The sequence below is a fragment of the Noviherbaspirillum sp. ST9 genome (genome assembly GCF_048799745.1).
Lineage (GTDB): Bacteria > Pseudomonadota > Gammaproteobacteria > Burkholderiales > Burkholderiaceae_D > Noviherbaspirillum.
The window spans coordinates 141,460-155,744 of the sequence record NZ_JBLWFR010000008.1 but is presented as its reverse complement, the minus strand read 5'-3'; the positions used below and the strand labels follow the sequence as shown (position 1 = coordinate 155,744).

15 protein-coding genes are annotated in these 14,285 nt (G+C 62.9%); 8 read left to right on the top strand and 7 right to left on the bottom strand.

Annotation, left to right across the window (positions count from 1 at the left end; all coding sequences use genetic code 11):
- Window positions 1–6 precede the first annotated feature (6 nt).
- The 8 genes from ACNOHI_RS19305 to hypE are packed head-to-tail and all read left to right on the top strand — an operon-like array spanning window position 7 to window position 7,914.
- Entirely contained in the window at window positions 7–1,467 is a 1,461-nt protein-coding gene (locus ACNOHI_RS19305; protein WP_420476327.1) for a Ni/Fe hydrogenase subunit alpha, read from the top strand.
- Window positions 1,468–1,477: 10 nt separating this feature from the next.
- Entirely contained in the window at window positions 1,478–1,957 is a 480-nt protein-coding gene (locus tag ACNOHI_RS19300) for a hydrogenase maturation protease (protein WP_420476326.1), read from the top strand.
- Window positions 1,950–2,291 (top strand): hydrogenase maturation nickel metallochaperone HypA, encoded by a 342-nt coding sequence (gene hypA / locus ACNOHI_RS19295; RefSeq protein ID WP_420476325.1) that lies wholly within the window; start codon window positions 1,950–1,952, stop codon window positions 2,289–2,291. The genes ACNOHI_RS19300 and hypA overlap by 8 nt, the downstream gene beginning before the upstream one ends.
- Window positions 2,292–2,299: 8 nt before the next feature.
- Entirely contained in the window at window positions 2,300–3,163 is an 864-nt protein-coding gene (gene hypB / locus ACNOHI_RS19290) for a hydrogenase nickel incorporation protein HypB (RefSeq protein WP_420476324.1), read from the top strand.
- A gap of 5 nt (window positions 3,164–3,168) precedes the next feature.
- Window positions 3,169–5,493 carry a carbamoyltransferase HypF gene (gene hypF / locus ACNOHI_RS19285; protein ID WP_420476323.1) on the top strand — a complete coding sequence of 775 codons (2,325 nt, stop codon included), beginning with the start codon at window positions 3,169–3,171 and terminating at the stop codon, window positions 5,491–5,493.
- 11 nt (window positions 5,494–5,504) lie between these two features.
- Window positions 5,505–5,738: a HypC/HybG/HupF family hydrogenase formation chaperone gene (locus ACNOHI_RS19280; protein ID WP_420476322.1), complete on the top strand. Its 234-nt coding sequence runs from the start codon at window positions 5,505–5,507 to the stop codon at window positions 5,736–5,738.
- Window positions 5,735–6,868: a hydrogenase formation protein HypD gene (hypD, locus tag ACNOHI_RS19275; RefSeq protein WP_420476321.1), complete on the top strand. Its 1,134-nt coding sequence runs from the start codon at window positions 5,735–5,737 to the stop codon at window positions 6,866–6,868. The genes ACNOHI_RS19280 and hypD overlap by 4 nt, the downstream gene beginning before the upstream one ends.
- Window positions 6,865–7,914 (top strand): hydrogenase expression/formation protein HypE, encoded by a 1,050-nt coding sequence (gene hypE / locus ACNOHI_RS19270; protein WP_420476320.1) that lies wholly within the window; start codon window positions 6,865–6,867, stop codon window positions 7,912–7,914. Before hypD ends, hypE begins: the two co-directional genes overlap by 4 nt.
- Here the strand turns inward: hypE and ACNOHI_RS19265 are convergent.
- From ACNOHI_RS19265 to ACNOHI_RS19235, 7 genes are all read right to left on the bottom strand, one after another.
- A complete protein-coding gene (locus tag ACNOHI_RS19265; protein WP_420476319.1) occupies window positions 7,911–8,939 on the bottom strand; it encodes a hypothetical protein in 1,029 nt (342 codons plus the stop codon). The two genes, hypE and ACNOHI_RS19265, sit on opposite strands and share 4 nt — an antisense overlap.
- 108 nt (window positions 8,940–9,047) lie before the next feature.
- The gene (gene flhD, locus ACNOHI_RS19260) at window positions 9,048–9,362 is read right to left on the bottom strand and encodes a flagellar transcriptional regulator FlhD (protein WP_420476318.1); all 315 of its coding nucleotides are present in this window, start codon (window positions 9,360–9,362) and stop codon (window positions 9,048–9,050) included.
- A 17-nt stretch (window positions 9,363–9,379) separates the two neighbouring features.
- The gene (locus ACNOHI_RS19255) at window positions 9,380–9,700 is read right to left on the bottom strand and encodes a type II toxin-antitoxin system PemK/MazF family toxin (protein ID WP_420476317.1); all 321 of its coding nucleotides are present in this window, start codon (window positions 9,698–9,700) and stop codon (window positions 9,380–9,382) included.
- Entirely contained in the window at window positions 9,694–9,948 is a 255-nt protein-coding gene (locus ACNOHI_RS19250) for an AbrB/MazE/SpoVT family DNA-binding domain-containing protein (protein ID WP_420476316.1), read from the bottom strand. The genes ACNOHI_RS19255 and ACNOHI_RS19250 overlap by 7 nt, the downstream gene beginning before the upstream one ends.
- Before the next feature lie 283 nt (window positions 9,949–10,231).
- Window positions 10,232–11,296 carry a hypothetical protein gene (locus tag ACNOHI_RS19245; protein WP_420476315.1) on the bottom strand — a complete coding sequence of 355 codons (1,065 nt, stop codon included), beginning with the start codon at window positions 11,294–11,296 and terminating at the stop codon, window positions 10,232–10,234.
- A gap of 444 nt (window positions 11,297–11,740) precedes the next feature.
- On the bottom strand, window positions 11,741–12,949 hold the full coding sequence (locus ACNOHI_RS19240; protein WP_420476471.1) for a L,D-transpeptidase family protein: 1,209 nt from the start codon (window positions 12,947–12,949) through the stop codon (window positions 11,741–11,743).
- Between the two features lie 65 nt (window positions 12,950–13,014).
- Window positions 13,015–14,157, bottom strand: coding sequence for a tetratricopeptide repeat protein (locus tag ACNOHI_RS19235; protein ID WP_420476314.1), 1,143 nt, complete (start codon window positions 14,155–14,157; stop codon window positions 13,015–13,017).
- Window positions 14,158–14,285 lie beyond the last annotated feature (128 nt).

Genomic DNA, 14,285 nt, shown 5'->3' with positions numbered 1-14,285 from the left:
ACCCTTATGATTTCCAACCTCGAAACAGCGGCCCAACCGGAAAACCTGCGTCGCGTCGCGATCGAACCGGTGTCGCGCGTCGAAGGCCACGGCAAGGTCACGATCCTGCTCGACGACAAGAATCAGGTACAGCAGGTGCGCCTGCACATCGTGGAGTTCCGCGGCTTTGAAAAATTCATCGAAGGCCGTCCCTATTGGGAAGTGCCGGTGATGGTGCAGCGCCTGTGCGGCATCTGCCCGGTCAGTCACAACCTGGCGGCATCGAAGGCGCTCGACCTGATCGTCGGCGCAAAACAGATCACGCCGGCTGCCGAGAAGCTGCGCCGCCTGATGCACTACGGCCAGATGCTGCAGTCGCATGCCCTGCACCTGTACCACCTGTGCTCGCCCGACCTGCTCTTCGGCTTCGACAGCGAAGTCGGACTGCGCAACATCGTTGGCGTCGCGCGCCAGTATCCGGAGGCCGCCAAGCGCGGCGTGCTGCTGCGCAAGTATGGCCAGGAAGTGATCCGCATCACCTCCGGCAAGCGTGTGCATGGCACCGGTTCCATTCCGGGCGGCATGAACAAGTCGCTCAGCACCGAAGAACGCGACCAGCTCAGGAAAGACATCGACGAGATCGTGAACTGGGGCGTTGCTTCGGTGCAGATGGTGAAGGACCTGCATCGCCAGAACCCAGCGCTGTACGACAGCTTCGGCAGCTTCCGCTCGGGCATGATGTCGCTCGTCGGCCGCAGTGGCGCACTCGATTTCTACGACGGCACGCTGCGCGTGCGCGACGACAAGGGCGCGATCCTGTTCGACGGCGTCGACTACCAGCAGTACGAGTCCCTGATCCAGGAAGAGGTCAAGCCCTGGAGCTACATGAAGTTCCCGTACCTGAAATCCATCGGCCCGGCGGACGGCTGGTACCGCGTCGGCCCGCTGTCGCGCATCCAGAACTGCGACTTCATCCCGACGCCGCTGGCGGAACAGGAGCGCAAGGAATTCATCGCGTACTCCGAAGGGCCGATGCACGCCCCGCTCGGTTATCACTGGGCGCGCATGATCGAGCTGCTGCACGCTGCCGAAGTCATCCGCGACCTGCTGGATGATCCCGACCTGCTGGGCAAGGATCTCGTCGCCACGGGCAAGCGCGCGCATCAGGGCGTGGGCGTGATCGAGGCGCCGCGCGGCACGCTGATCCATCACTACGAGGTCGACGACAACGACCTGGTGACGATGTGCAACCTGATCGTGTCGACCACGCATAACAACCAGGCAATGAATGAAGCGATCCGCACCGTGGCCCGCCAGTACCTTGACGGCAACGAGATCACCGAGGGACTGCTGAACCACGTGGAGGTGGCGATTCGTGCCTTCGATCCCTGTCTTTCCTGCGCTACGCATGCCTTGGGCAAGATGCCGCTGACGGCCGAGCTGGTCGACGCCGAGGGCCGGGTGGTGCACAGCCTCACGCGCGACTGAGCGTGCCATCATGACCGCACCTACCCTCATCATCGGTTACGGCAATCCGAGTCGCGGCGACGACGCGCTGGGGCCGGCCGCCATTGAAGCGATCGAGCGGCTTGCAGCCGGGCATCCGGAATGGGGCGACGTCGAAACGGTCACGGACTTCCAGCTCCAGATCGAGTTCGTGACCGACCTGGCCGGGCGTGAGCGCATCGTGTTCATCGATGCGGCTGCCAACGGCACGGAGCCGTTTTTCTTCGGGCCGCTGGTGGCGAAAGAAGACGCGTCGATTTCCTCGCACGCTCTTTCGCCAGCGGCCTTGCTCGCGGTCTACCGCAACTTCCACGGCGAAGATGCGCCGCCGGCCTTTCTTCTCGGCATCCGCGGATACGACTTCGACCTCGGCGTGCCGCTGTCACCGCAGGCAGAAAAAAATCTCGCCGCGGCGCTTTCAACAGTGGAAAAATGGCTTTCCACCCATTGCACTGCGGGCTGCCATGCATGAATTGTCGCTTGCCGAGAGCGTGATCCAGATCATCGAGGACGCTGCCGTCGCGCAACAGTTCACGAAGGTGCGCGCAGTGTGGATTGAAGTCGGGAGCCTGGCCGGCGTGGAACCGGATGCAATGCGCTTCTGCTTTGACGCCGTCACGCGCGACACGCTGGCGGAAGGCGCGCGACTGGAGATTGTCGAGGTGCCGGGCAAGGGCACCTGTCCGGAGTGCGGAAGCGTGCATCCGGTCGCCAACCTGATCGACGCCTGCCCGCAATGCGGCAGCGTCGCCGTACAGGTCGAAGGTGGCAGGGGTTTGCGCGTCAAGGAACTGGATGTTGTCTAGAGGGTGTTATGTGTACGACTTGTGGCTGCGCAACGGGTGAATTGCGCATTGAAGGCGATGATGAAAGCGATCTGAAACGGCTCAAGCCCTTCGGTGCATTGCATCCTGCCTCTCTTGGATACCATTTCCGCAAACCGGCGGCGCCGGTCGTGAAAGAGGAACGCGGCCTGCACTTCGGCCTCGGGCCCGCGCATTCCCACGCAGCCGGCCTGTCGCAAGGGCGCATGGTGCAGATCGAACAGGATATTCTTTCCAGGAACAACCAATACGCCGAGGAGAACCGCCGGCAGCTCGCCGGACAGCGCATCCTCGCCCTCAACCTGCTGTCCAGTCCCGGTTCCGGCAAGACGAGGCTGCTGACCGAAACGATCCTCGCCTTGCGCGACCGGCACCGGATTGCCGTCATCGAGGGCGACCAGCAGACGACGAACGACGCGGACCGCATCCGTGCGACGGGCGCGCCAGCGATCCAGATCAACACCGGCAAGGGGTGCCACCTCGACGCGGCCATGGTTCGCGCCGCGCTCACCCGCCTTGCGCCGCAGGACGGCAGCATCGTCATGATCGAAAACGTCGGCAACCTCGTCTGTCCGGCGGGATTTGATCTCGGCGAAGCGCACAAGGTCGTCGTACTCTCGGTGACGGAGGGCGAAGACAAGCCGCTCAAATACCCCGACATGTTCCGCGCCGCGAGCCTGATGCTGCTGAACAAGGTGGACTTGCTGCCTTACCTGCACTTTGATGTCGAACAGTGCATCGCCAACGCGCGCCGGGTCAATCCGCAAATACAGGTACTGCAAGTGTCGGCCACGTCGGGACACGGCATGCCGGCCTGGTACGAATGGATCGAGGACGCCGCCGCGCGGGGCTGACGACCATGGACGCTCCGACCGATCTCGACCTGTCCGGCACGGTTCGCGCCGGACTCCGTGTGTACGGGCAGGTACAGGGCGTCGGCTTCCGCCCCTTCGTCTTCACCCTGGCGACCGGCATGTCGCTGGACGGCTGGGTGCGGAACATCGGGATCGGCGTCGAGATTGAAGTCCAGGGAAGGCAGGCTGAAGTGGAACGCTTCGTTCATCGCCTCACCCGTGAGCTTCCCCGTGCCGCTCGGATTGAGCGCATCGAACGCGAGACGCGTACGACCGAAGTGAGCACGGCCGGCTTTGCCATCATCGACAGCACCGCGGACGTCACTGCCACCTCGATTTCGCCGGACAGCACTGTCTGCGAGGACTGCCTTGCCGACATGTTTGATCCGTCAAACCGCCGCTACCGGCATCCCTTCACGCATTGCGTTCAGTGCGGGCCGCGCTACACCATCAGCGCGCGACTTCCCTATGACCGCGCAAATACCAGCATGGCCGCCTTTACCGAATGCCCGCAGTGCCGCGACGAGCGTGAGCATGCGGGCAATCGCCGCTTCCATGCGCAGACGAATGCCTGCCCTTCGTGCGGCCCGCGAATCTGGATGGCCGACGCGTCCGGCCACTTGGTGCAGGAGGAAGACGTCATTGCGGCAGCCCTCGCACGGCTGGCGCGAGGTGAAATTCTCGCGGTCAAAGGTCTCGGCGGTTTCCACCTCGCCTGCGATGCCCGTAATGGAGACGCGGTGCGCAGGCTACGCGAACGCAAGGCACGCGAAGAGAAACCGTTCGCGGTCATGTTTGCCAATCTCGCGTCGATCCCGGTGTTCGCAGACATGCGCGAGACCGAGGCCATGCTACTTTCCTCTGCGCAGCGTCCCATCGTGCTGCTGCCTAAACGTGCGGACTGCGACGCCATGCTTCCCGGTGTCGCCCCGCAACTCGCTTCGCTCGGTTGCATGCTGCCCTACGCACCGTTGCATTACCTGTTGTTCCACGAAGCAGCGGGCCGCCCGTACGGCACGCAGTGGCTGGACGCTCCGCAACCGACCGTCCTCGTAATGACCAGCGCCAACCCGCATGGCGAACCGCTGGTGACGGGCAATGACGAAGCGCTGGAACGCCTGTCGGGGATTGCCGATGCCTTCCTGCTGCACGACCGCGAGATCCTGATTCGCTGCGACGACAGCGTCGTGCGCCCCACCTCGACCAGGCATGTCCAGTTTGTCCGCCGCTCGCGCGGTTACGTGCCCTCGCCGGTGCGGCTGGCAACCACTGGAGCCGCGGGCCTTGCCGTCGGCGGGTACCTCAACAACACAGTATGCGTTGCGCGGCGCGGCGAAGCCTTCCTGTCGGAACACATTGGCGACCTCGAAACGCGCATGGCTTGCGCGGCCTTCGACACGACGGTGACCCACCTGTTCGACATCCTGCAGGTCGAGCCCCGCTGGGTTGCCTGCGACCTGCATCCCGATTTCCACAGCACGCGATTCGCGTACGCCCTCGCGGCCGAACGCGGCCTGCCCGTGGTCGAGGTCCAGCACCACCACGCCCATGTCGCCGCAGTGATGGCCGAACACGGCTTGCGGGGCCCGGCGCTCGGCGTTGCGCTCGACGGTTTTGGACTGGGCAGCGACGGCGGCGCCTGGGGAGGCGAACTGCTGCTTGCGGAGGGCGCAGCCATGCGGCGCCTTGGCCACTTGCGTCCGCTCCCGCTGCCCGGCGGAGACCGCGCAGCACGCGAACCCTGGCGAATGGCCGCGTCGGCGCTGTTCGAAATGGGACAACGCGAGCAGATCACGGCGCGATTCGGTCCTGCCTCGTCGGCAATCGCAACCATGCTTGAAAGGAACCTGAACTCCCCACGAACCAGTAGCGCGGGCCGCCTGTTTGATGCGGCATCCGGACTGCTCGGGGTAAGCAAGGTGACGACTTTCGAGGGACAGGCAGCGTCCTTGCTGGAAGGCCTGCCGGTCGGGCTCGGCGAGGTTGCACCACTGCAGCAAGGCTATGCCATCGCGGGAGGCGTCCTGGACATGATGCCGCTGCTCTCCGTGATTGCAGGCATGGATGACAAGGCCCAGGCTGCCGCCCTCTTCCACGCCACCTTCGCGGCCGGGCTGGCGGAATGGGTCGCCCGAATGGCGTCTGCGCACGGCGTGGAGGACGTCGTGCTGGGCGGAGGATGTTTCATCAACGCGCTGCTGAGCGCCGCCCTGCGCGCGCGCCTGGAAACACAGGGCCTGCGCGTATTCGAAGCGGCGGCGGCACCGCCCGGCGATGGCGGCCTCAGCCTCGGTCAGGCATGGGTCGCGCTTCAACAACTGGATTCGTAAAGGAGCAAGGCATGTGCCTCGCAATACCCGTCAAGGTCGTCGAACTGCGGCCGGAACAGATGGCGCTGGTCGATGTCGGCGGCGTGCGCAAGGAAATCTCGCTGGCGCTCGTGGATGACATCGTCGTCGGCGATTATGTCGTGCTGCACGTCGGCTGCGCGTTGCAGCGGCTCGATCCCGAGGAAGCGGAAGAAACCCTGCGCGTGATGGCGGAAGCCGGCATGCTGCCGGAGGCTGGATCATGAAGTACATCGATGAGTTCCGCGATGGCGAACTGGCGCAGGCCATTGGCGCCGCCATCCGCCGGGAAGTGGATCCCGAACGGCAATACAACCTGATGGAGTTCTGCGGTGGGCACACGCATGCCATCGCGCGTTACGGCCTGCCCGACCTGCTGCCGCGCAACGTACGCATGATCCATGGCCCCGGCTGCCCGGTCTGCGTCCTGCCCATCGGACGCATCAACAATGCGATCGACATCGCATCCCGTCCGAACGTCATCCTGTGCAGTTTCGGCGATACCTTGCGCGTTCCTGCATCGGGCCAGATGAGCCTCTTGAAGGCGAAGGCGCGGGGCGCGGATATCCGCATGGTGTATTCGAGCCTCGACGCAGTGACGATCGCACAGCAGAATCCGGACAAGGAAGTCGTGTTCTTCGGCATCGGCTTCGAAACGACCACGCCGACGACGGCCGTTGCGGTCAAGAAGGCCGAGGCGCTCGGACTGCCCAACTTCAGCGTGTTCTGCAACCACGTGCTGACGCCGGCGGCACTCGACGCCATCCTCAGCGCGGAAGACGAGGACGCGTCGCTGGTCCACGGTGTCGTCGGGCCTGCGCATGTGTCGACCATCATCGGCAGCAAGCCGTACGATGCGTTCACCGCGCGTTATCGCAAGCCACTGGTCATTGCCGGCTTCGAACCGCTGGATGTGCTGCTATCGGTACGTATGCTGATTCGCCAGCTTAACGAAGGGCGGGCGGAGGTCGAAAACGAGTACACGCGTACCGTCACCGCCGAAGGCAACCGCAAGGCGCAGGCCATGGTGGAAGACATGTTCGAATTACGGCCGAGTTTCGAATGGCGTGGTCTCGGTGAAGTGCCCTGGTCGGCGCTTCAGCTGCGCGAACGCTATCGCCAGTTCGACGCCGAAGCGCGCTTCACGCTCGAAAGACGCGCGGTTGCCGATGCCAAGGCTTGCGAATGCGGCGCTATCCTGCGCGGCAGGAAGGAACCGAAGGACTGCAAGATTTTCGGCACCGTGTGCACCCCGGAGAACCCGGTCGGCGCCTGCATGGTCTCCTCCGAAGGCGCTTGCGCCGCCTATTACACCTTTGGCCGATTCACCATCCCGATTGTGGAAGCAAACGCATGAGCAGCATCAAACCCGGATATGCCCGCCGTCTCGATTTCAAGCACGGCCGCGTGGAAATGAGCCATGGCAGCGGTGGCCGTGCGATGGCGCAGCTGATCGACGAACTCTTCCTGCCGGCCTTCGACAACGCAGCCCTCCGTCAGATGAACGACCAGGCAGCCTTCACCGTCCCGGCCGGGCGCATGGTGATGGCAACCGACAGCCATGTCGTGTCGCCACTCTTCTTTGCGGGCGGCGATATCGGATGTCTCTCGGTGCACGGAACGATCAATGACGTGGCAATGGCAGGCGCAACGCCTTTGACCCTCGCTGCGGGGTTTATCCTGGAGGAAGGCTTTCCACTGGCGGACTTGCGCAGGATCGTGGAGTCGATGGCTGCCGCTTCACGTGAGGCTGGCGTGCCTGTCGTGACCGGCGACACCAAGGTGGTCGAGCAAGGCAAGGGCGACGGCGTGTTCATCTCGACAACCGGCGTGGGGATCGTGCCGCCGGGCGTGAACATCTCCGGCAATCGTGCGCGACCCGGCGACAAAGTCCTCGTAAGCGGCACGCTGGGCGACCATGGCATTGCCGTCATGTCGCAGCGCGAGGGCCTGAGCTTTTCGACATCGGTCGCCTCCGATACTACGAGCCTGCATCGCCTCGTCGCGGCGATGGTCGCCGCCGTGCCGGACATCCATTGCCTGCGCGATCCGACGCGTGGCGGCCTGGCGACAACCCTGAATGAATTCGCCAGGCAGTCACAGGTCGGGATCGATATCGATGAGCGCGCGCTGCCGGTGCGGCAGGAAGTGCGGGCGGCGTGCGAGATGCTGGGCCTTGATCCGCTTTATGTCGCCAATGAAGGCAAGCTTGTTGCCATTTGCAGCGCTACGGATGCGCCTCGCCTGCTGGATGCCATGCGGTCACACCCGCTCGGCAGGGATGCCGCCATCATTGGTGAGGTCCGTGAGGATACGAACTGTTTCGTCCAGATGCGGACGGCATTTGGGGGGCGGCGGAACGTAGACTGGCTCAGCGGGGAGCAATTGCCCCGTATTTGCTAGAACAGATAGATGTAGGCAGCGACCGCGACGAAGCCGATCGCGGCATGCGCAACCGACCACAAGACCTTGCGCGGAAGTCCGCTCTTTTTCTTGGGGCTGAAAAGCGTAACGACGTCATCTTCGTCGTCTTCATCGTCTTCCGTATCCATTTGGGCGACCGGCACCGGCCGCGGCACATGCTGGACTTCAACCGGTGGAATGGCCGCCCTGCGTTCTGGAGCAGGACGCGGTGCAGGCGTTGCCGGCGGGATCTCCGCGGCGGTCTTCCTTGCCGCAACGGCGGCCGCCTTCCTGTCCGCCGCGACGCGGACACGTCCCGAGGTCAGCATCTGGTGCAATTCATCGATATTGGGCTTGCGATGGAACACCTTCTCCCAGGCCCCGATAAGATTGGAGTGTCCCTCGCCCATCAATGCGTCGTACAAGGCGTCACCCATGGCGCGCCCCTTCTCCTCGGCCAGCTTCAACTGCTTGTCGTGGGTGAGGATGGCGCCGCGCAACAACGCCCTGAACTCGCTGGCATCGTAGCCGGCGTTCAGCGAGCCGTCGGTGTCGAAGTACTCGACCTGCCCGTTGATCTGAACAGGCGGCTCCGTGATGATGCGGGTGTCGGCGTTCTTGAGTTCCAGGAGCGCGCGCACCGGGTAATCGATGGTGGCGGCGTCGGGATTGGCGGCGTCGGGCGCGGCCTGGCTCATGAACAGGCGCGACTGGCGATAGCCTTTGAAAAACGAAAACCAAGGCTCCATATCGGCCTTGGCGAGGGAAAACGGTTTGCTCCAGCCATCCGCGTCATCCAGCGGAATCAGTGCCGAGCGAATCTCCGGGATGGCGTTGACCTTGTCCACCCACTCATTCAACTGCATGGCGGGAGCAGCTTCGGTTCCCGCTGCGGGTGCCTGCTGCCGCTGGACGGCTTCGAGCCGCGCCTGCTTCTTTTTTTGCTCCGCGGCGCTCTGCAAGAGGCGGTTCTGCCGCTCGGTTTCCCACTGCAGGGCGTTGTCCCGCAATTCGAGGGCGTGCATGTCAGCGCTCTCCCGTCAGCCGACAGGCGTACGCCGCTGCGGCAAGGCGCAACGCGACGCAACCAACGGCACGAAGGGACAGGATCGACATGGCCTCGCCTGTCGTCCTTACAGGATCGTTTCCGGCGCCTGCGACGACATGATGATCGAAGCATGGACCGGCGCGGTCGCATTGCCCGCCTTGTCGCGCAGCAGGGTCGAGAGGATCTCGGTGTCGGTAAAGCGGAAGCGCGACAGCATGACGTTGCAGCTTGCCAGCTTCAGCACCTGGGCATTGCTCATGCCCGCCAGCAGATCGGCGATCTCGCCGCTGATGCCGAGGCGGAAAATCGCTTCCGCGCGGTCGTGGCGAATCATCTGTTGCGCAATCATCAGGTAGCTGAGATTGACGTCGCGAATTTCTGCCAAATAATCGTTGGTCATGTGAGTCGGTCCTTATCTTAGTAAGCGAAAACTTCCTGTAGAACTTCAAGAGCCTTGGCCATCGTCACTTCATCGATGGATCCGAGCTTTCTTATCAACCGCGACTTCTCCATCGTACAAATCTGATCCAGCAGGATCAGTCCTTCCTTGCCCACGAAGCGCACCGGAATCCGGAACGGCGCCGGAAGTTCGCGCGTGCTCATGGGCGCCAGGATGAGCGTGCTCAGGTACTCGTCCATTTCCTCGGGCGAGACCACGACGCACGGCCATCGTTGCTGCGTCACGCTGCCGACCGGCTTTTCAAAGTCGACCAGCCAAACATCTGCGCGCATCACCATGAAAAATCTGCTTCCACGTCATTGCCGATAAGCGGCCAGGCGATTGCCTGTGCTGCTGCCTTTTCCGCCAGGCGCTGACATGCCTGTGCCCACCCCTCACGGGATTTCCGCTTCGGCTTGCGAATCACGATCGACTCGTTTTCGACCTCGATTTCTACCTCGCCAATATCAAGACCGGTCTGTAACAGGAACGGCTTGGGGATCAGCACCCCCTGCGAGTTACCCATCTTGCGGATGGCAGTCTTCATGGAAATTCCTTTAACAGAATGTTCGAACATAGTACTACATATTTGCCAATGGGAATATTTTTATTTGAACAATGTTGGAACTTGGCAGCTTTTGTTACAACATGGTATTAACGTTGTACATACGTATTTAAGAAATTACTGTAGAGATTTTTAATGAATGACTTGAAGTGTTAACTCAGAAGGGGGCGGCGAGAGCGATGCCGTTCAAGGAGGAAGAGGCAGGAATTTCGCGGAACTGGGGTCAATCCCGGCGCCATGCGTCGGTCGACGCCGGGAAGGGCAATTAGTACGTGGAGGCTTGCTGCTGGTAGGAGGGACAGCCGTTCTTGCCCCAGGAGCCGTTGCAGACTTGCCAGCGGCAGAATTCACGGCGGATGAAGTTTGTCTTCTTGTCGCAACGGGCCAGCGAAGCCCGTGTTGCAGAGACACGTGAAACGGCACCCGAGGCGATGGCATCACGGCGACCGCCGCGGTCGTTGCGCGCGCCCTGACCGGTTCCAGAACTCAGTCCGCGGCCTTGCTCAGTCTTTTTTTTTAATTCCTCGTCGACCTGGCGACGAATGCGCTCAATTTCGCGATCGGATCTTGCGACACTCTTACGCTTCGGCACTGTGCTCGCCACACTGGCGCCGCCCTGCTTCGTTGCCTTGGAGGCATTCGTTGTTCTTGCATCGTCAACGGCCTGCGCCGCTTGGGGCGCGGACTGTTCGATACTCGGTGGAGCCGCGGACAGCGCCGCGTCCGCTTCGGCGCCCCCTCGTCCGGCATTACGCTCGCCGGACGGATTGGCGCCTGACGTGCCGACCCCGGCTTCCGGCAAGGCAGGCTCCTTCGACGCCACCGGCTCCGGGGTGGATTGACCTGCTGCCGGTGGCGGAGCACCGTCGTACGGGAGCTCGCTGGGACTGATGCCCCGGATAGCCGCGGATCGGTTGACTTCGGTAGCGGGCAACGCTGGCGCACTCCGCACCGTGGAAGCAGGAGCAGCGGAAATTGGCGCCACCGTCGCAGGTTGATGGAACCACCATGCCGCCGCCAGGCCAACGCCGGCGCCGACGACAAACACGCTTGCCATCATGACGACGCGCCGCAGCCGTGAACCGACGGGCGCCTGGAATCCGCTCTCGCCGAATTCCGGCCCCAAGCCGTGCAGCCGTTCGTACGCACTGCTCGGCCCCTGGGGGAAGGCGTTGTCGTCAATACGCGGTTCGATGCGCTGATTGGCTGGCGGATCACCGGGAGCGCGGTCGGTGCGGGCAGACCACTGTCCAGTGGCCTCGTTGCCAGGTGCACCGCGCTGGTTTGACGTACCGGTTGTTGTGGTCCTTGCAGATGATGAGCCTGTCAAGAGACGCGTCCTCCTGTATCTGTCTGCAGTGGAAAGCGTCGGGTGCAGGCAGGTGCTGCCCCCGTCATGCCTTGCGTACACGTAGCCCTTTTGCCGGCGTGCATTGGCACGCATGGCCGGCAGTGTCATGTGACATGAGACGCAAACCCGGACAGTTTCCGGATTGTCCGTCCCGCAATTCGGGCATTGCATGTCGTCCTGCGCACGCCATCCAGTTGCATGCGCAAATGAATGACCTTCGGCAGTAGATCCAAGTTCAACAGGATAGGCGCGCCCCCTGCGCTTTCACATAACTTGATCGATGAATTCGAACGGTGATTGATCCGAATCAGGCCGACAAGCGCGCTGCGTCAATGCAATGTTTCCGGGGGTTTGCGCGGTGCGTTTGCACAAGGAAAAACGGCTGCCAGAAGGCAGCCGTTCAAACAATGGAATGCAGGGGCATTACAGGTTCAGTTCGTACACGATTTTCCAGTGCGAACCTTCCTTGGCCCAGTACTGGCGCTTGCGGATCGATGTCTTGTTCTTGCCGAACTGGGACTCCTGCGTGAAGGTGCTGACGAGCATGTCCTCGCGTCCCGGATAGAAGAAATGCGTCATGTCGCGCAGCGTGACCGACAAGCCGCGGACGCCATTCATGGACTGTTGCTGCTTGCCCAGCCAGGAATCCAGGCTTTCGCCACGTTCCGACTTGAACTTGCGCGAATAATTTTCGCCAATGCGCGCGGTGTTGAGCGTCTCCACGTCGCGCTTCCACCCCTCCACCAGGCGCGCAGCGAGATGACGGTCATTGTCCCATTTCGTCTTGTTGACGAAGTCGACGCTCTCGGCGATGACCACCGGGGTCTTGCCGATCTCGACTGAATTCGTGAGCTTGTGCAGGTCCGGATTGGTCAGCACCACGCAACCGTCGGACGACAGCGGCGGCCGGCTGAAACTGTCGGACGGCGTGCCGTGCAGCCAGATGCCGGAGCCACTGCGCCCGTTGATCTTGTCCCACTCGTTGGGGTAATTGATCGGTAGCGCGCCGGAACCATAGAAGTCCGGCAGCTTCGCCCCAGGAAGATGGCTGGTGATGTAGTACACACCGACCGGCGTGCGCTGGTCGCCTTCCTTGAGCTTGTTGACGCCGAGCTTGCCCTGGCTGACGTAATAATCGGTCACGAACTTGAGCTGGCCACCGCGGTTGGCGTACACATACAGGCGCGAACGGCGCGCGTCCACGACCAGCACATGTTTTTGGTCCTCGCGCAGCTTGAGCACAAGGCGGGGAACGAGATCGGGATCGGGACGCTCGCGCAGCGACTTCAGGCGCACCATCGCTTCTTCGCGCAGGTTCTTGAGCTTGTCTTCAGGACCGTCGACCGCACCGAGCGTTTTGACCGGTTGGGTCTGCATCAGCAGCAGGTCGCCGCGGATCAGGTGACCGAGACGGAAGGTGGGATACGCCTCCACCAACTTGTCTGCCCGCGCCAGTGCCTTGCGCAGGTTGTTCGACCCAAGCGCCTTGTACACCTCGATAAGCAGGACTTCCGGATCCTCGACTTCAGGCGCCGGTGCGGCTGCCTGGGGCTGCGCCTGCGCGCGCGCAGACTTCTTCGACGCTGCCGTCGCCGGCGAGGAACCCACGCTGGCGGCCAACAGCCACGTCATTGCCAGGAGCACTGCCTTCGAAGGACGCGCTCCCGAGCCACCGATTTTCAATTGGAAGCGAAACATCAGCTACCCGTCGTCTCCTGCTTGATCTGCCACTTGCCGCCCTGCTTCGTCAGCACGAGCGTCTTGCGGGTGTTGGCAGTCAGACGATCAGATACATAGACCTGGCGGAATTTCACCGTCGCCGTATTGCCGTTGACCGATACCTGCGGCGCCTCGACCTTGACGCTGATGCTGCCCTTGCCGGCGATACGTGCGCGGCGATCCTCTTCCCATGCCTTGCGCGCGACGCCATTCGGAGTCTGGAAGTCGTTGCCGTAATGATTGAGATAGGACTTCACGTCCTGCGAACTCCATGCGCGCGCCCAGCCGTTGACGGCCTTGAGTACGTCATCGCGATCGTCGTCGTTGCGGGCCTGCTTGGGTTCGGTCTTGGCCGGCTCAGACTTCGGCTCGGCCTTGGCCACCTGCGGTGCGGGAGCCGGCGCCGGTGCCGGTGCAGGCGCCTTCACAGCAGGTGCAGGTGCGGGTGCCGGTGCTGCGACTGTCGGAGGCGCGGCAGGCACAGGCTTGGCAGGCGCGGGAGCCGGAGCGGCTGCGACAGGCTCAGGCGCCTTCGCGACCACCGTCGGGGCGGGTGCTGCGGCAGGCGCCTTGGCGCTGGCATTGGTGCCGCCCATGTTGCCGACGAGCGAGCGCACCAGGGTCAGCTTCGACTTGGCCGCGGAATTGCCGGAATCAAGCTGGAGCGCCTTGTCATAGGCCTGGCTGGCTAGCTTCGCATGGACGTCGCCCAGGTTCTCGTAGGCGGTCGCGTAGCTTGGATTGGTGCGGATCGCGGAGTCGAGTGCGAGGCGTGCCTTTTCGTACTGCCCGGCCGCCGCGTACAGCACGGCGAGATTGTTGTATGGCTCGGGCAGGCCCGGGAAGTCTTCGGTCAGCTTGGTAAAGACGGTGATCGCTTCCGAAGTCTTGTTCTGCTCCGTCAGAATCACGCCCTTGAGGAACCGCATTTGCGCATCGCGCGGGTTCCGTGCGAGGAACGCATCGGCGCGCGACAGCGCCTCGGTGTACTGGCCGCCACGCATGAACTTGGTCACATCGGCGTACTCGTCGGCCAATGCGGGAGCGGCGAACAGCGCGGCAACCAGACCGGAGATGGCGATGGTGTTGTTCAGTACGGGGCGCAAACGAAGATTGATCATGCGGCGCGTCGAGAAAGTCATGGGTGATTGTTGGTGTCTGGTGCGGCAACTGGCCTCATGCAACCCGGCTTCCGGCGGCGGCGGAAAGCGCGGCGGGCGGCATTTTGAAACCAGTGCATTCTAACCTC